This window comes from Thermosyntropha tengcongensis, assembly GCF_055381335.1.
Window position 1 is genome coordinate 1,995,522 of sequence record NZ_AP042437.1, and the last position, 17,526, is coordinate 2,013,047.

Here is a 17,526-nt window from a genome sequence, read left to right on the forward strand (position 1 = left end):
CACAGTTCAGCAAATACCAGCCAGCAAGTTTTTGGTTCATTATTTTTGTTTTTCTTTTTATTCCTCTCCATTTTATTTCCAGCCACAGGAATATGAAAGGCAAAACAGCCTTAAGTTTCACTTTTCTTTACCCAAAAAAGACAGGGAATTAAATTATAAAACAAAACAAGCAGCTGGAAAAGGTCTTTTTTAAAAAACAAAGAGGGGACAGCTAACTGTCCCCTCTTTAAAAACCTTCTTATTCTCCCTTGATTTTCCTGTCCAGCAAAGCCTGCACGGTAAGCGGAAGCCCGAACAGGTTGATAAAGCCGGCAGCGTCTTTATGGCTGTACATTTCACTGGCTCCAAAAGTAGCAAGATCTTCATTGTAAAGCGAATAAGGAGACCAGGAGGCTACCGCCTGACAGCTTCCCTTGTACAGCTTTACTTTAACCGTACCGGTCACCGTTTTCTGCGTTTCTTCCACAAAAGCATCCAGCGCGTATCTTAATTTGCAGAACCAGTTGCCGTCATAAACAAGTTCCGCATAGGTGATAGCCATTTCATGCTTGAATTTGAGGGTGCGCCTGTCCAGGGTAAGCCTTTCCAGCTCATCATGGGCAGTATAGAGTATCGTACCGCCAGGTGTTTCATAAACCCCTCTCGATTTCATACCTACCAGCCTGTTTTCTACCATGCTCACAATACCTACGCCATTTTCACCGCCGATACGGTTTAATTCAGCCAAAAGCTCCACTGGCCCGTATGCTTTGCCATTTATCGCTACCGGCACTCCCTTTTCAAAGCTTATTTCCAGATAGGTAGGTTTATCAGGCGCTTTTTCCGGGGGAACCGTCAATACATAAAGGTCATCTTTAGGTTCATTGGCAGGATCCTCCAAATCGCCGCCTTCATGGGATATATGCCAGAGGTTGCGGTCCCGGCTGTATATTTTCTCTTTAGTGACCGGAACATCTATCCCGTGTTTTTTGGCATAATCAATCGCATCTTCCCTGGATTTTATGTCCCATTCCCGCCAGGGGGCAATAATCTTAAGATCCGGATTTAAAGCTTTGACCCCCAGCTCAAATCTTACCTGGTCATTTCCTTTGCCGGTTGCTCCGTGGCAAACAGCTATGGCTCCCTCTTTTTCCGCAATCTCTACCATCTTTTTGGCAATAAGCGGCCGTGCAAAAGAGGTTCCCAGCAGGTACTTTTTCTCATAAACAGCTCCTGCCTTTAAAACCGGGAAAATATATTCCCGCACGAATTCCTCCTTTAAGTCTTCCACATATATCTTGGACGCCCCGGATTTGATAGCCTTTTCTTTTATATTGTCCAGTTCTTCTCCCTGTCCCAAATCGGCACAGAAAGCGATTACTTCATAACCGTAGTTCTCCTTGAGCCAGGGAATAATTATAGAAGTATCCAGTCCTCCCGAATAAGCTAAAACTACTTTTTCCATAAAATCTGCCTCCCAAATTAATTCTACATAATAACCGCCATAATCGCCTTATGGGCATGCAGCCGGTTTTCTGACTCATCAAAAACTACCGACTGCGGCCCATCCATAACCTCATCAGTTATCTCTTTGCCCCTTTTCGCCGGCAGGCAGTGCAGGACAATCGCATCCTTGGCTGCCAGGCTCATAAGTTCGGCATTTACCTGGTAAGGCCAGAATTTCTTTTCCTTTTCCTCGGCCTGTTCTTCCTGCCCCATACTGGCCCATACATCAGTATACACTATATCGGCTCCTTTGACAGCTTCTTTCGGGTCATTTACCACCCACAGCCTGGCCCCGGTAGCTTTGGCATCTTCCCTGGCTTTTTCAAGAATCTCCCTATCCGGTTCAAAACCGGGCGGAGTTGCAACCACCACATCCATTCCCACTTTGGCACCGCCAAAAAGCAGGGAGTGGGCCACATTGTTGCCATCTCCCACGAAAGCACACTTAAGGCCTTTTAAAGTACCTTTGTGTTCCTGAATAGTCATCAAGTCCCCTATAATCTGGGTAGGATGCAGAAGGTCGGTAAGCCCGTTTATCACCGGAACATCAGCATGATAAGCAAGTTCCAGGACTTCCTCATGGGAAAAGGTGCGGATCATTATGCCATCTACCATGCGGGAAAGCACCTTGGCTGTATCCTTTATCGTCTCTCCCCTTCCCAGCTGGATATCCCGCGGGCTCAAAAACAGGGCATGCCCTCCCAGCTGATACATACCTACTTCAAAAGCTACCCGGGTGCGGGTAGATGACTTCTGGAATATCATGCCCAGAGTCTTTCCTTTCAGGTAATGGTGTTCAATCCCTTCTTTCTGCATCTTTTTCAGGGCATGTCCTACCTCAAGAATATAGGCTATCTCCTCTACGGTAAAATCATGAATACAGATAAAATCCCGCCCTCTAAGCCGGTCATCAATCTTGAACATATTCTCCTCTCCTTTACTCCTGCCAGATTTTTAAAGCCTCTTTCAATATATTTACCGCCTGGTTTATCTCCGCTTCACTTACAGTCAAAGGTGGAACCATGCGCACCACATTAGGTCCTGCCCCAACAAGGAGCAGACCTTGCTGCCGGCATATATCGATAAGCCCTTTTACCTCCCCTGTAAATTCAATCCCCAGAAGAAGCCCCTTGCCCCTTACTTCCTTTATGCGGCTGTCCGCTATTTTTTCCAAAGCCTTGCGCAGCATTTCCCCCTTTTTTTCTACTTCATTTAAAAACTCTTCCCTTTTTACTATCTCTACCACCTTTCTGCCCACTGCGCAGGCCAGGGGATTTCCGCCAAAGGTAGAGGCATGGTCTCCCGGGGCAAAGCCGGAAGCCGCCTTATCAGTCGCCAGCATAGCCCCAATAGGGAAGCCTCCCCCCAAACCTTTAGCCAGGGTCATTATATCAGGCTTTACCCCATAATGTTCAAAAGCGAAGAATTTGCCGGTTCTTCCTATACCTGTCTGCACTTCGTCAAAAATGAGAAAAATTCCTTCCCGGCTGCAGATTTCCCGCAAAGAGCGCAGGAAATTTATGTCAGCCGGCCTTATTCCCCCTTCACCCTGCACAGCTTCCACCATTATCCCGGCTACCGTATCATCAAGCAGCTTTTCCACTGAAGTTATATCATTATACTCGGCATATAAAAATCCTTCTAAAAGCGGGGCAAATCCTTCATGATATTTCTCCTGCCCGGTAGCTGCCAGAGCTCCCATGGTGCGCCCGTGAAAAGAGTTTTTAAAAACTATTATTCTATTCCTTTCTGGATGTTTCTGCCGGTAAAAATATTTGCGGGTAAGCTTAATCGCTGCCTCATTAGCCTCTGCCCCGCTGTTGCAGAAGAAAACCTTGTCAAGGCCGGAAAGCCTGGTTAATTCTCCTGCCAGCTCCACCTGCGGCTCTATCCAGTACAGGTTGGAAACATGCCACAGCTTCTGGCTCTGCTCCCTTATAACCTGTACCAGTTCCTCATGGCAGTGACCCAGCGCGCAGGTAGCTATGCCGGCCACAAAATCCAGATACTGTTTGCCATCAGCATCCACCACATAAGAACCTTTACCCTTAACCAAAGCTATCGGAAAACGGCCGTAAGTGGCCATAATATTTTCCTGTCCTTTATCGATAATCCCCTGGTTAGCCATCAAGGTTTCCCCTTTCTCCTATTCATTGATTACCATCGTGCCTATTCCGCGGTTAGTAAATATCTCAAGAAGGATAGCATGGGGAACGCGTCCATCTATAATGTGCGTCCTTCCAACACCGCCGCTCACCGCTTCCACGCAGCATTTTATTTTGGGCAGCATGCCTCCCCTTATTACCCCTTCTTTTATATAGGTTTCTACTTCACTTACCTTGAGTACCGATATGAGGGATTCCGGATCAGCAGGATCCCGCAAAAGGCCGGGCACATCAGTGAGCAGCACCAGTTTGTCTGCCTTCATGGCCACGGCAATTGCCGCTGCAGCCAGGTCAGCATTAATGTTATAGCTCTGTTTTTTGGCATCCATGCCGATGGGAGCGATTACCGGTATATATCCATTTTCTATTACGGTTTCAATTATCTGCGGGTTTACACTCCTTACCTCCCCTACAAATCCGAGCTTGCCGGAAGGATCAATAGGACCGGCCTTTATAAGCCCGCCATCCTTTCCGGAAATGCCGATAGCTTTCCCGCCGCTGGCTTCAATACCAGCCACAATCTCCTTGTTAACCTTGCCTACCAGCACCATTTCCACTATTTCCATGGTATCGGCATCAGTCACCCTTAGCCCTTCCACAAATTCGCTCTTCAGGTTTAACCTTTCCAGCATCTGGCTTATTTCCGGCCCGCCGCCATGTACCACAATCGGATGCATGCCTACATATTTCATGAGAACGATATCCTGCATGACCTTATCTTTAAGCTGGCAGTCGGTCATGGCTGCCCCGCCGTATTTTATGACCACCTTCTTGCCGTAGAATTCCTTAATATAAGGCAGGGCTTCCACCAGTATTTCCGCTTTTTCCATTGGAGTGGCTACCATTTATATTACCCTCCCATCAAGTCCGGTATTCTGCATTTATGCGCACATATTCATAAGAAAGGTCGCATCCCCAGGCAGTAGCGGAAAAACCCCCGGATTTCAAATCTACTCTTATTATCACCGGGTCCTTATCCAGCTCTTTTCTTGCCCTATCCTCATCAAAAACGAGCCCCATCCCGTTTTCCGCCATCTTTTCGCTTCCCAGATAAACATCCACCCTGTAAGGGTCAAAATCAGCTCCTGAATACCCGGCAGCCGCCAGAATCCTTCCCCAGTTGGCATCTCTTCCGAAAACTGCCGCTTTGGTAAGATTGGAAGATACAATAGAACGGGCAATAAGCCGGGCATTTTCCTCATCAGGAGCATTCACCACCTGCACTTCTATAAGCCGGGTAGCCCCTTCCCCATCCCGGGCAATCATCTTGGCCAGGTTTATATTCACAAAATCAACCGCTTCCTTAAACTTTTTAAAATCGGGGGATGTCATATCATCAATAAGCTTGTTGCCGGCAAGCCCATTGGCCATGATAAGCGCCATGTCATTGGTGGAAGTATCCCGGTCCACACTTATCATGTTGTAGGAAATATCAGCTGATGACTTTATAATTGCCTGCAAACATTCAGCCGTAATTGCCGCGTCGGTAGTTATAAAAGCCAGCATAGTCGCCATATTCGGATGAATCATGCCTGAACCTTTAGCTATCGCTCCAATCCTTACCGGTTTGCCGTCAAGCTCTATCTCCACCGCGATTTCCTTGGCCACCAGGTCAGTAGTCATAATGGCCAGAGCTGCCTCATGTCCCCCGTCAGCGCTTAAAGCCTCCCTGGCCCTTCTTATCCCATCCCTTATCTTGTCCATAGGCATAAATACCCCTATAACTCCGGTAGAAGCAACCAGGACATCCTCCGGCTTTATATGCAAAAGTTCCGCGGTAAGGCTTGCCATCTCCAGGGTATCGGCTACCCCTCTCTCGCCGGTGCAGGCATTGGCATTGCCGCTGTTTACCACAATAGCCTGCGCTTCTCCATTCTCCAGATGTTTTCTGGTTATATCCACACAGGCTGCCCGCACCTTATTGGTAGTAAAAACGCCGGCTGCCCTGCACTTAACATCGGAATAGATAACTGCTACATCCCTTTTCCCTTTTTTCTTGACCCCGCAGCATACCGCCCCCGCTTTAAAGCCTTTAGGGGCAGTTATGGAACCTTCTATGACTTTCATGCTTTCTCATCCTCCTCCATTAACTGGCAAAATGTTTAGGGAAATAGCGGAGCCAGGTTTCTTAAGCCTTTACCTTCATCTATCCCCAGAACCAGGTTTAAATTCTGGATAGCCTGTCCTGAAGCTCCTTTGACCAGATTGTCTATGGCGGAAACTATAATCCCTTTTTTTCTCTTTTCATCAGCATAAACCCCTATATCTATGAAATTGCTGCCGGTTACCCACCTGGTATGCGGCATAATCCCTTCAGGCAGTATGCGGACAAAAAACTCATCTTTATATTTTTCATTAAGAACTGTTCGCAAATCTTCTTCCTTTACCCCTTCTTCAAGCTCTACATAAATGGTGCTCAAAATCCCCCGGCTCATGGGAATAAGGTGGGGGGTAAAGACCATATCCACCTTACAATCAGCTGCCTTTTCAAGTTCCTGCAGTATTTCCGGAAAGTGCCGGTGATTGCCTACCCCATAGGCCTTAACCCCTTCATTTACCTCACAGAAAAGGCTGGCCTGTTTTAGCCCCCGTCCTGCTCCCGAAACCCCGGTTTTGGAGTCGATAATTATATTTTCATTTTTTATAACCCTGGCTTTAAGAAGGGGAGCCAGAGGTATTATGCTGCTGGTCGGGAAACAGCCGGGATTGGCAATAACCGATGCCTTTTTTATCTCCTCCCGGTTCAGTTCCGGAATGCCGTATACCGCCTCTTTCAAAAGTTCTATATTCTCATGCTTTTTTTCATAATATTGCTCATAGACTTCCGGATTCTTTAGCCTAAAATCGGCCCCTAAGTCAATACATTTTACCCCGCACCTGTTAAGCTCAGCAACTATCGGAACCGAAAGCCCGTGGGGAAGAGCCAGGAACGCCGCATCACATTTTTCCTTTATCATCTCCAAATCAGTCGCCATACAGGTTAGCGAGTGAAAACGGGAAAGGCTGGGATACACCTCATCTATCCTTTTTCCCACATTATCCGCCGAAAATATCAAAACCGCCTCTACCTCATCATGCCCAGCAAGCAGCCGCAAAAGGTCAGCTGCTGTATAGCCGTCCCCGATAATGCCGATTTTATATTTGTGCATCGCAAAATGCCTCCCTGCAGCCTGTCTATAATCTTAAATTTTTGCATAACCTATATTTTTATAAATCCTTTTCAGGTATCATCCACCCAGGCTTAAATAACGGGATGATGCCTGCCAGAAAAAACTGAAAATGCCTTTTATGCAAAACCTTCATCTATATAAAATATCCATATCCTGTAACCGCTTCAGGTTTTAATAATTATACATCTACATGAATATTTTTTCAATAGGGTTAAAAATAAAAAGCAGCCCTGTTAAGCTGCCGATAAAAATTTTGGTCTTTTCATTTTTAAGGATAAAAATCTTAGAACAGGTATCTCATCCTTTAACCTGTTCGCATCTGCTCTGCAGAGTATTTAACGCTCTTTTCATACAAAAACTCAGGGTCGATGTCAGCTTTATTGCACCATTCAATACTATCAAAAGACACCCTGACGGTTCTAAATTTACTTTCGTCTTTAAGCTCCCGGTAAATACCCTTTTCCAAATAAGGCTTCATATCAAAGATCCTCCTCTCACCATTTTCAAAAGTTAAAAGCAATCTATATTCACTTAAAGGTTCAACAGCTACGACAGCCAGATACATACTTCCACCTCCTACTTTAAAGGCTCAATTTCAAAAGGAATTTCCCCGTTCATGACCAGTTCCCAGTTCGCCATAAGCTCTTCTTGCCGGAGCTCTGCCCACGCCAAAACAATCTTAAGCTGCTTTTTAGGCAAATAACCTTCTTTTAGCTCACAGGTCCTTATATCAATAATTGCCCTATGCTCACCATAGTAAGCATGAAAATGAGGAGGATTGTGTTCTTCAGGAGCATAAAACATTTTAATAATTATGCCATAGAACATGCTTATAGTCGGCATTTCCAATCCTCTCCGCATTTACAAACTACATCAATCTTATCTAAATTATACCACCAAATCTGTTTTCTGAAAATTTTATGTCAATCAAGCTCGCTTACCGGAAAACATGTACCGTGAGCTGGATAAACCGTTTCCCCTCCCATCTCCTTTATCTTCTGCCAGCTCTTATACACCTCTTCCGGCAGTTCGGCAAAAATAGGATAATGGGTTTTCGTAAGGGGGAAATTCATGGCCAGGTCACCTACCATAGCCCTTCCATCCTCCAGAACCACCGAAAGCGAGCCGGAAGTATGTCCGGGAGTGGGGATAACTTTTCCTTCCACTCCATAAGGCCTCAAATCAAATTCCCCTTCACATCTTAGTTCGGCAGTAACCGGCTTAAAGCGAAAAAGAAACTTAAAGCCTTTTCCCATCCCGCTTATCATCCTGCCGGCCGGATTGGTGCCTGGCGGTATCACCACTTCCCCCCGGCTCAAGATATCAGCTTCATGAGGATGCAGCAAAACCGGACAACCACAAAGCTCCTTAATATCCGCCAGGCTCCCTATATGGTCAAAATGGGCATGGGTAATGACAATAAGATTTATCTTTTTCGGCTCAATCCCCAGATTCTTGACCTGCCTCACAAAGCTCTTCGTTTTCCTTAATTCCCCGGCATCCACCATCACATAGCCGTTTTTCCCCTTTATTATATAGGTATTGGTTATTCCTAAAGTCACTATATTAAGTTCCATCCCTACCCCTTCTTCCCTCTCTTTTTCTTTAATTATAAACCTGGTTAAAGGGAAGGAAAAGGAAAAACCCTGCCTTTCTTAAAAGCAGGGTTTTTAGACACATCCCCTTACAAACTCACATTCCTCATCTTCTCCAGCTCTTCCTGCAACTTCTGGGCAATTAAGGCCAGTTCCTGTCCCACCCGGGCGACTTCCGACATAGACTGGTTCTGCTCTTCGCTTATGCGGGAAGTATAGCTGGCAGCTTCATTTATAGACTGCATTAAATTCAGGCTTTCATCGGAACCTCTGGCTATTTCCTCAATCAAGTGGGTAAGTTCCGCAATCCTTTTCTGCCCTTCTTCCAGCTCTTTAGCCGTATCTAAAAGATACTGGGTAGCCTGGGCAACCAGCCCGGTTATCTCATCTACCGTGCCCTTTATTTCCTGGGCTGACAGGCTGGAGCTCTCCGCCAGCTTGCGGATTTCATCGGCCACTACGGCAAAGCCTTTCCCTGCCTCTCCCGCCCGGGCTGCCTCGATGGAAGCATTAAGTGCCAGGAGGTTAGTCTGGGAGGCTATATTCTGGATAGAAGTCACGATATTGATGATAAATTCCGATTTCTGCTTTAAGACTTCGGTTTTGGCAACTGAGTCATGCATGGACTGGTTTATCCGCTCCATGTTCTTTCTTATATCCTGGGCAAATCCCTGGCAGTGCCGGGTTTTCTCATTAATCTCCCGGCTGTTTTTTACCCCGGATTCTGTAAGTTTCAAAACTTCTGCCGAATTGTCGCTCACCTTTTCCGAAAGGGCGCTCACCTCTTCAGAAGATGCCGCCAGTTCCTCGGAAACAGCGCTAAGCTGCTCCGCTTCCGCTCCTACCGAATTTATAAGGTTCTGGTATTTGGTAATATCCCGGCTGATTTCAATAGCCCCTATGGGGTTTCCATTTTCATCATACACCCCGCCGTTGGAAACCAGGCAAACCTTGGGATTTCCATAGCGGTCATACATGGTATCCTGGGCATCCTTGACAAAACCTGATTTGGCAAGGACGCATTTCTGGGTGGGGCAATCCTTGCACACCGGGGCTTTTATTATGTCATAACACTTCCTGCCCAAAACTTCACTCTCTTTATAACCAGTCAATTCCTCCATCATCCTGGGCCACAGGATGATGTTGTAATCCATGTCCCTTATGTAATAGGCATCCGGCATGGCATTCTGGACGGCTTTTAAAATACTTATCTCCTTTTTAAGGCGGGCTATCTCCTCCTCTTTTTGCTTCAGCTCTTCCTCCCACAGCCTGCGGCGATTTAGCATAATACCCCTCCTGTTTTGTCCCCATACTTTACGCGGGCAAATATTACAAAAATATTTTATTTTCTGACACTATTCCAGTTTCCTTTTTCGCCATTTTCTGCCCTGATCCCTCTTGCTGCAGCTTAAATCTTTTTCTATGTATTTCATAACATCGCTTTATGGACAAAAAAAGGCCAGCCTTATACAGCTGGCCTGTGCCCCGATTATTTTAAAAAGCCTTATTTTCCGGCAAATCCCTTAGCCATCGCCGGTTTTTAGCGCCCCTTAAATTCTATTTTTCCCTTTTCTATAAAAGCCTTCATCCCTTCCTTCTGGTCTTCGGTGGCAAAACACATGCCAAAAAGGTCTGCCTCTATGCTCATAGCCGTATCTATATCTGCCTGCAATCCCTTGTTTATGGCAGCCTTGGCAAACCTTACCGCCAAAGGGGCATTTTTCGCAATCATTTCTGCCATCTTTCTGGCTTCTTCCATAAGTTTATCCGGTGGATAAACAGCATTTACCAGGCCTATGCGCAAGGCTTCTTCCGCAGTAATCATTCTTCCGGTAAGAATAAGCTCCATAGCCCTGCCTTCCCCTATGAGGCGGGACAGCCTCTGGGTTCCGCCAAAACCGGGTATAATGCCCAGAGTTACTTCCGGCTGGCCAAATCTGGCCTTTTCGGAGGCCAGCCTTATATCAGCTGCCATAGCCAGTTCACAGCCGCCTCCCAGGGCAAAGCCGTTTACCGCCGCAATAACCGGCTTTTCCATGGTTTCAAGGTAGCGGAAAACTTCCTGTCCCAGTTTGCCGAAGTTCCTGCCCTCCACAGCATTTAAAGGCTGCATTTCCTTGATATCAGCTCCGGCCACAAACGCTTTTTCCCCGGCACCGGTTATTATCACTACCCTTACCTCATCATCTTTTTCCATATATTCGGCTGCCCTTTTTATCTCCTTTAAAACTTCGCTGCTTAAAGCATTCAAAACCTCCGGCCGGTTAATGGTAATAATGCCAACATAGCCTTCTTTTTCAACCTTTAAATATTTATAGTCCACACCCCTCACCCCTTTACATTTTCTACCTCTATCTTATAACAAAATTAAGAAATTTAGAATATTTCTGTAACTTTTCTTTCCCCGTATTCATATATTTAATTGTGGGTATGCTAATTATAGAACAGCTTCCGGATTATTATCCGGGGGCTTTCATATAGATAGGGAAAGCTTAAAAAGCTTTCCCTTATCTTGTTCACATAACTATATAAGGAAGATCAGAGCCACAAAAAGCGCACCTGCCATCTTTTACGCCGGCTAAGGCAACATTATAAACATGGCGTTTTATAATCACCCGGCCACAGTTTAAACACGCTGTATTATTTTCTTCTCCCGGCATATTCCCCAGATAGACAAAATCAAGACATTCCCTGCCTATATCCCTAGCCTCCCGCAAGGTCCCTTCCGGGGTAGGGGGAAGCCTGAACCGGTAAGCCGGGTAATAGCGGGAAAAATGGAGGGGAATTTGCGGATTTATCCTGGCCAAAAAAGAAGCCAGAGCTTTAATCTCCCTTTTATCATCATTTTCTCCTGGTATGATAAGAGTAGTAATCTCTACATGCGCATAGCCTGCCGCTAGTTCAACATTATCCAGCACGGTCCTTAAATCTCCCCGGCAGTGGCGGCGGTAAAATTCATCATTAAATGCTTTTATATCGATATTAAGGGCATCAATCAACGGCAAAAGCTTTTTAAAGGCATGTTTATCAATATAGCCATTGGTAACCAGAACCGTTTTTAACCCCTGGCTCTTTAAAAGCTCTGCCGTATCCCTTATATATTCATACCAGATCAGGGGCTCATTATAGGTAAAGGCAACGCCTACAGAATCCTTTTCTTTTTCTTCTAAAGCCAGATCTAAAAGCTCCTCCGGCATAAACTGGTATAAAAAAGGCTCCCCGTGAGCTATGCTGTAATTCTGGCAAAATCCGCAGGCCAGGTTGCAGCCAAAACTCCCTGCGGAAAGGATATTCCTGCCGGGATAAAAGTGATAAAGGGGCTTTTTTTCTATCGGATCCAGGGCCAGGGACGATATCTGCCCATAGCTTAAGCTTATTAACCTGCCGGCAATGTTTTTCCGCACCCGGCAAAGGCCGGTTTTTCCAGGCATTATCCGGCAGGTATGCGGGCATAAAAGGCATCTCACTTCATCAGCCTTGAGCTGCTCATAAAAAACCGCCTCTTTTGTTATCACCACCAAAGCCCCCTTAAGTGTATCTGGTCACGGTAAAGCGTTCAATCTCGTAATCCTCATCTTCCTCTATGCCGGCTTTTTGCAGGGCAATCTTAAGCTGTTCCTCTACCGTATCTACCCCTTCCAAATCCGGCAGAAGAAGCCCCCTTCTTTTCCCTTTGCTCACTATAACCCCGTATTTCCTGGGCTCCAGGTCTTCCTTCGTACACCGCTCCGGTTTTTCCAGAATATCCACCGAGTAAACTATTTCTTCCAGCTCATCTTCTTTTACCGGCAAAAACCGGGGATCTCTGGTAGCGGCACTCACCGCATTATAGGCTATTTCTTCCGCCAGATTCCCGTAGCAGGGAAGTATAGTTCCTATACATCCCCTTAAACGGCCATCTTTCTTCAAAGAAACAAAAGCCGCTTTCCTTTCCTTTTTAAGGCTTTCCAGTTCAGGTGGAATATCGGGTATGACCCCATATCTTACATAGCTTTCAATTACCTGGCGCGCCCATTTTACAGGGGCAGACTCATTTTCCCGCCGTTTTTTTATAAATTCCGCTTTATCCTTCTTAAGTTTCATAAGCAGGCTTTCTCTCTCTTTCCCAGGCACAAGCCCGGCTGTAAGATAGCCTACCCCAAATGGTCCGGCATATTCCACATGTTTTACGGTAAAATCCCTTCCATCAAGGGCTCCCAGCATTATGACCAGTGAACGGTAACCGCATTCTCCGGCTGCTTCCCTCACATCTTCAGGAATATTGAGCAGGGCTTGTACATCCCCTTTTTCCAGGTACTCTTTTATCATGCGGTCAAACCCGGGGCCCTGGGGATGATATCCGTAAGGCCCGTCATCTTTTAGGCGGTGGGACATATCTCCAGAAGCAATAACCGCAATCCTGCGGTTTATGTTATCAGCAGCTTCTGCTAAAGCCTGTCCAAAAAGGTAAAGTGTCAGGGTGGGAAGTCCGCCTATGCTTACCGGAAGCAGGCAAACATCTTCCAGGCCGGCTTTTTTAAGATAATAAAAAGGCACCAGTATGCCGTGATCCAGCCTGGTATTAAGCCGGTACTTTTTGGCAATCTCCTCATTGACAGGAATAAAGTCTATCCCTTTTTTAGCTGCTGTAGAAGACAGTTCCTCAAGCAGTTTAAGATCATTTTTCGCCTCCAGCTTCACCTGAGGGCAGCCAAAAGAAGCCAAATCGCCGTAAAGATGAGGCAAGGCCAGGCAGGTTAAAACATCAGAAAAAACATTGCCGTGGGGAGTTATAAAAATTAAGGTATCTACCCCGGCTTCTTTTATATCTTTTCCTATACTCTCCATGGCCTTTCCTATATTATCTATTTTCCGGCTATTTGCACCCCCCACTTCAGGTACTGCAATCGGAGGATGGGGCATAAGAGCAGCATAGGCAAGCATAATCCCTATCTCCTTTCTGCCTCTTTTTCAGGTGGTACACTATCCTGCAAAGCAAAGTATTTTTCTATTCCCTGGCATATGGCACAGGCCATTTTTCGCTGATATTCTTCATCACACAAAAGTTTTCCTTCTTCTGGATTGGATATAAAGCCCACCTCCACCAGAACGGCTGGCATCTCGGTATTATTCATGACAAAATAATCGCCGGCCAAAGCTGCCCGTGAGGTATTTTTAAGGCAATTCTTTATCTCCTCCTGTATAGCTTCTGCTGCCTTTTTGCTTTCTATGCTGCCTGGATGATAAAAAGTTTGCGCACCCCGCCAGCGCGGATTAGGATCCGCATTGGTATGGATGCTTATAAAAAGGTCAGCTCCTGTCTGGTTAGCTTTTTTAACCCGGTTGGTAAGCCCCAAACGGTGCCTTTCCCTGTAACCTCCTTTAAAATTTTCCTCCACCAGGTCTGTATCCCCCTGGCGGGTCATAATTACCGCCGCTCCCCCCTTGCTGAGTTCCCCGGCCAGCTTTTCCGCGATTTTAAGGGTTATATTCTTTTCTACTATATCCCCGCGGACCGCTCCTGTGTCTATCCCGCCGTGTCCAGGGTCCACAACTATTACCTTGCTTGCCAGGTTATAGGCAGCAATCCCTTCTGGTTCCCTTAACTCAAAGAAAGCTGCCAGGATACACAAAAGAAAAAAACAGGCAAAAATTACAATCCCTGCATTATTTCTCTTTAAAAATATAATATATTTTTTCACCTTTTTTCCTCCCGCTGCGGCATATTATTAGTTTATATATGCCTTATCCGGAAGTTTCATTACAGCTTTGCAGGCATAAAAACCATGGGCTAAAGCTTTTCGACAATATCTAAAAAAATATCCGCTACTTCCGGGTCAAACTGTTTTCCCCGGTTTTTCCTTATCTCCGCAAGGGCTTCCTCTTTAGGCATGGCTGGACGATAAACCCTGTCCTGGGTCATGGCATCATAGGCATCTGCCAGTGCTAAAATGCGGCAGAGAAGGGGTATCTCCTTACCCTTTAGTCCCTGCGGATAGCCTTTTCCATCATACCTCTCATGGTGATAAAGTATGTATTCGGCAATAAACGCCAGTTCCGGAGTGTTAAGGGCTATGCGGTAGCCGATTTCCGGGTGCTTTCTCATTTCCTTCCACTCTTCCTCAGTTAAAGCCCCCGGCTTAAGCAGTATATCTTTTTCTATGCCTACTTTTCCAATATCGTGCAAAAGAGCCAGGAGAACCAGTTCATCCTTTTCCCGGCTGGAAAGAAGCATCCTTTCTGCCACCAGCAGGCACAAATCCTTAATCCTCTCCGTATGTTCCCGGGTTTCCATGCTCTTCACGAACAAGGTGGAAAGAAGGCTTTCAATTATTCCATGCCGGTAGCTTCTGCCTTCAATAAGCTTCTGGCGGTACATCCTTTCCTCTGCTTCTTTTATGCGGTATCTAAGGCTTTGCCTCCCATTGCCCCGAAAAGAGCTGCCCAGGGATATGCTGAGCCTGACCTCTTCTATTCTGGTTTCTCTGCATCTTTCCCTTATTTTTCCTATAATCTCTTCCCCTTCACCTGGTGTAGAATAGGGAATCAAGAGTAAAAATTCATCTCCTCCCCAGCGGCCGATGATATCTTTATCCTGTCCAACCTCTCTGAAAATTTTGGCTGCTTCCTTTAACAGCCTGTCTCCAGCCTCATGGCCGAAAACATCATTGGTAAGCTTTAATCCATTAACATCCCCCATGATGACAGTTACCGGAATTTCTTCCCTTTCCAGGAGCTTTATCTTTTCCTCCATAAACCGGCGGTTATAAAGGCCGGTTAAAACATCATGATAGCTTAAATATACAATCTTTTCCCTCTGTTCCCTTTCCCTGGTTACATCCCGAAAAACTACCACCGCTCCCCATATGCGGCCCTTGCTGTCCTTTATGGGGGCAGCGCTGTCGGCAATCGGCACCTTATGCCCATCTTTATGTATCAGGCATATATGATTTCCCAGTTCTTCGATCTCCCCGGTTTTTATAACCTTTTCTGCCGGACATGGTTCTCTACTTCCATCTTCTTCATTTATCAGGCAAAAAATCTCAGAAAAAGCAAGCCCCTTTGCTTCATCCTCGGAAAAGCCCGCGATCTCACTGGCTGCCCGGTTAAGGGCGACAATCCTTCCCTCCTTATCGGTAGTCACTACCCCATCACCTATAGAATAAAGGGTTATGGAAAGAAGCTCCTTTTCTGCCTCCAGTTCCTGTGTTTTCCTGCGCACTTCTCTCTGTAAAAGATAATTCCAGAGTAATATGATAAAAAATATAAAAGCAGCTGCCAGTATTAAGTGCGGCAAATACTTGACATAAGGGTGCTCATAAAGAGGCTGCCCCATCCATTTTTTCTCAATCGCGCGGTATTCTCGCGGAGAAATGAGCGCAAACCCTTCTTCCACTGCTTTCAGCAGCTCTTCATCCCCCTTGCGGACAGCCCGGTGAAACTCCCCGGTATAAAGGGGGGAGCTAACCTTGAACTGGTCAATCAAGCCATATTTATAAAGATAATAAAAAGCCGGCGGCTTATCCATTACAAACACCAATATCTCCCTGTTCTTGACTCCTTCTATGATATCTTCATAACTTTCATAAGTTACCAGGTTTTTTACCCCTTTATCCCTCAAAAAGGCTTCACTGGCATCTCCGCTTTTAACCCCAACTATAACGCCTTTAAGGGAATCCGCATCACTTATGCCGTAAAAATTCTGGTGGAAAAAGATAGGCACTTCGATAGTGGTATAAGGCCTGGAATATGTAAAAAGGCGGGCCCTTTCTTCCGTATAGAATAGTGTATCTATAACATCATATTTTCCCTCTTTCATTTCGGATAAGGCTGTTCCCCAGTCTTTAGCCGTTATCTCAGCCGTTATGCCGGTTTTTTCCTCCCACAGCTTCCAGTAATCAATGAGTATCCCCTTAAGTTCCCCCTTCTCATTGCGAAAAACATATGGGGGATAATTGTCATCCATAACTATTCTTATTTTCTGGTAATCAGACTTAAACTTCCCGATTCTAGCTTCCCTTTCCATATTTATTTTCAATCCTATTCCCAGCAATAAAACCAGTAATAAAAATATGCCCAAAGTTTTTTTCGCCATATACATCCCCGCCCGCTGCAGTTGTATGAAAATAAGCTTTTTTGTCAATTTTTATACAATTATATTATAAGCTATTAGCTTGCTGTATTTACAGCTATAAATAAAAAAATAAGGGAGGCAATCCAAAATAGACTGCCTCCCTTGCCCTGCAAGGCATATACTTTAGCGTTTGGAATACTGCGGTGCTTTTCTGGCTTTGTGCAGACCGTATTTCTTTCTTTCTTTCATGCGCGGATCGCGGGTTAAGAAACCGGCTTTCTTAAGCTGCGGCCTCAAATCCGGATTAGCTTTTACCAGTGCGCGGGCAATACCTAAACGTACTGCTCCTGCCTGTCCGCTTATCCCACCGCCGTGTACACGGCAGATAACATCAAATCTGCCTTCCATTCCAGTTAAAACTAAAGGCTGTTTAACTATAAGGCGGCTTACCTTATTGGGGAAGAAATCTTCAAATTCCCGATTATTTATGATTATCCTGCCATCACCAGGTACCAGCCTTACCCTGGCTACCGCTTTTTTTCTGCGCCCGGTTCCCCAGTACTGTACCTTTGCCATCTTCATCCTCCTTACCCTCTAAGCTCGCGAATTTCCGGTTTTTGAGCCTGATGTGGATGTTCGCTCCCACGATAGACTTTAAGTTTTTTGAACATCTTTCTTCCCAGACGGTTGTGGGGCAGCATCCCTTTTACTGCAATTTCAATAGCTTTTTCCGGTTTCTTCTGTAAAAGTTCACGGTAGCTCATTTCTTTCAAACCGCCTGGATATCCGGAATGGTGGCGGTACATTTTCTTGTTCAGCTTATCTCCGGTTAATACCACTTTTTCGGCATTTATTATGATAACATAATCACCAGTGTCTACATGCGGCGTATATATAGGTTTATGCTTGCCTCTCAAAATGGCAGCCACTTCTGAAGCCAGCCTGCCTAACGGCTTGCCGCTGGCATCTATAACATACCACTTGCGTTCAACTTCCGCAGGTTTTGCCATGTAGGTTTTCACAGTTTTCCCTCCTGTTTTTATCTCAAATTTTAGCAT

The 17,526-nt window shown here is 45.7% G+C and carries 17 protein-coding genes; all 17 read right to left on the reverse strand.

The window, feature by feature from the left end; translation table 11 throughout:
- Positions 1-238: 238 nt before the first annotated feature.
- Positions 239-1,444: an argininosuccinate synthase gene (locus ACZ42E_RS09630; protein ID WP_464892116.1), complete on the reverse strand. Its 1,206-nt coding sequence runs from the start codon at positions 1,442-1,444 to the stop codon at positions 239-241.
- 23 nt (positions 1,445-1,467) lie between these two features.
- Positions 1,468-2,409, reverse strand: a complete 942-nt coding sequence (gene argF / locus ACZ42E_RS09635) for an ornithine carbamoyltransferase (RefSeq protein ID WP_464892117.1) — start codon at positions 2,407-2,409, stop codon at positions 1,468-1,470.
- 13 nt (positions 2,410-2,422) lie between these two features.
- Positions 2,423-3,613 carry an acetylornithine transaminase gene (locus ACZ42E_RS09640; protein WP_464892118.1) on the reverse strand — a complete coding sequence of 397 codons (1,191 nt, stop codon included), beginning with the start codon at positions 3,611-3,613 and terminating at the stop codon, positions 2,423-2,425.
- Between the two features lie 18 nt (positions 3,614-3,631).
- Complete coding sequence (gene argB / locus ACZ42E_RS09645) at positions 3,632-4,495, reverse strand: acetylglutamate kinase (protein ID WP_464892119.1); 864 nt, start codon at positions 4,493-4,495, stop codon at positions 3,632-3,634.
- A gap of 16 nt (positions 4,496-4,511) precedes the next feature.
- Positions 4,512-5,717 (reverse strand): bifunctional glutamate N-acetyltransferase/amino-acid acetyltransferase ArgJ, encoded by a 1,206-nt coding sequence (gene argJ, locus ACZ42E_RS09650; protein WP_464892120.1) that lies wholly within the window; start codon positions 5,715-5,717, stop codon positions 4,512-4,514.
- 35 nt (positions 5,718-5,752) lie between these two features.
- Positions 5,753-6,799, reverse strand: a complete 1,047-nt coding sequence (gene argC, locus ACZ42E_RS09655) for an N-acetyl-gamma-glutamyl-phosphate reductase (protein WP_464892121.1) — start codon at positions 6,797-6,799, stop codon at positions 5,753-5,755.
- A 325-nt stretch (positions 6,800-7,124) separates the two neighbouring features.
- Positions 7,125-7,385, reverse strand: a complete 261-nt coding sequence (locus ACZ42E_RS09660) for a DUF2442 domain-containing protein (protein WP_464892122.1) — start codon at positions 7,383-7,385, stop codon at positions 7,125-7,127.
- A gap of 11 nt (positions 7,386-7,396) precedes the next feature.
- Positions 7,397-7,681 (reverse strand): DUF4160 domain-containing protein, encoded by a 285-nt coding sequence (locus ACZ42E_RS09665; protein WP_464892123.1) that lies wholly within the window; start codon positions 7,679-7,681, stop codon positions 7,397-7,399.
- A gap of 62 nt (positions 7,682-7,743) precedes the next feature.
- Positions 7,744-8,397 carry an MBL fold metallo-hydrolase gene (locus tag ACZ42E_RS09670; protein WP_464892124.1) on the reverse strand — a complete coding sequence of 218 codons (654 nt, stop codon included), beginning with the start codon at positions 8,395-8,397 and terminating at the stop codon, positions 7,744-7,746.
- Between the two features lie 107 nt (positions 8,398-8,504).
- Positions 8,505-9,701, reverse strand: a complete 1,197-nt coding sequence (locus tag ACZ42E_RS09675; protein WP_464892125.1) for a methyl-accepting chemotaxis protein — start codon at positions 9,699-9,701, stop codon at positions 8,505-8,507.
- A gap of 254 nt (positions 9,702-9,955) precedes the next feature.
- Positions 9,956-10,738 (reverse strand): short-chain-enoyl-CoA hydratase, encoded by a 783-nt coding sequence (locus ACZ42E_RS09680; RefSeq protein WP_464892126.1) that lies wholly within the window; start codon positions 10,736-10,738, stop codon positions 9,956-9,958.
- A 193-nt stretch (positions 10,739-10,931) separates the two neighbouring features.
- The gene (gene amrS / locus ACZ42E_RS09685; RefSeq protein ID WP_464892127.1) at positions 10,932-11,930 is read right to left on the reverse strand and encodes an AmmeMemoRadiSam system radical SAM enzyme; all 999 of its coding nucleotides are present in this window, start codon (positions 11,928-11,930) and stop codon (positions 10,932-10,934) included.
- Positions 11,931-11,943: 13 nt separating this feature from the next.
- On the reverse strand, positions 11,944-13,338 hold the full coding sequence (amrA, locus tag ACZ42E_RS09690) for an AmmeMemoRadiSam system protein A (RefSeq protein ID WP_464892128.1): 1,395 nt from the start codon (positions 13,336-13,338) through the stop codon (positions 11,944-11,946).
- Between the two features lie 5 nt (positions 13,339-13,343).
- Entirely contained in the window at positions 13,344-14,096 is a 753-nt protein-coding gene (cwlD, locus tag ACZ42E_RS09695) for an N-acetylmuramoyl-L-alanine amidase CwlD (protein WP_464892129.1), read from the reverse strand.
- An 89-nt stretch (positions 14,097-14,185) separates the two neighbouring features.
- On the reverse strand, positions 14,186-16,489 hold the full coding sequence (locus ACZ42E_RS09700) for an HD domain-containing phosphohydrolase (protein ID WP_464892130.1): 2,304 nt from the start codon (positions 16,487-16,489) through the stop codon (positions 14,186-14,188).
- Positions 16,490-16,651: 162 nt separating this feature from the next.
- A complete protein-coding gene (rpsI, locus tag ACZ42E_RS09705) occupies positions 16,652-17,044 on the reverse strand; it encodes a 30S ribosomal protein S9 (RefSeq protein WP_464892131.1) in 393 nt (130 codons plus the stop codon).
- 11 nt (positions 17,045-17,055) lie between these two features.
- Positions 17,056-17,478 (reverse strand): 50S ribosomal protein L13, encoded by a 423-nt coding sequence (gene rplM / locus ACZ42E_RS09710; RefSeq protein WP_464893525.1) that lies wholly within the window; start codon positions 17,476-17,478, stop codon positions 17,056-17,058.
- Positions 17,479-17,526 lie beyond the last annotated feature (48 nt).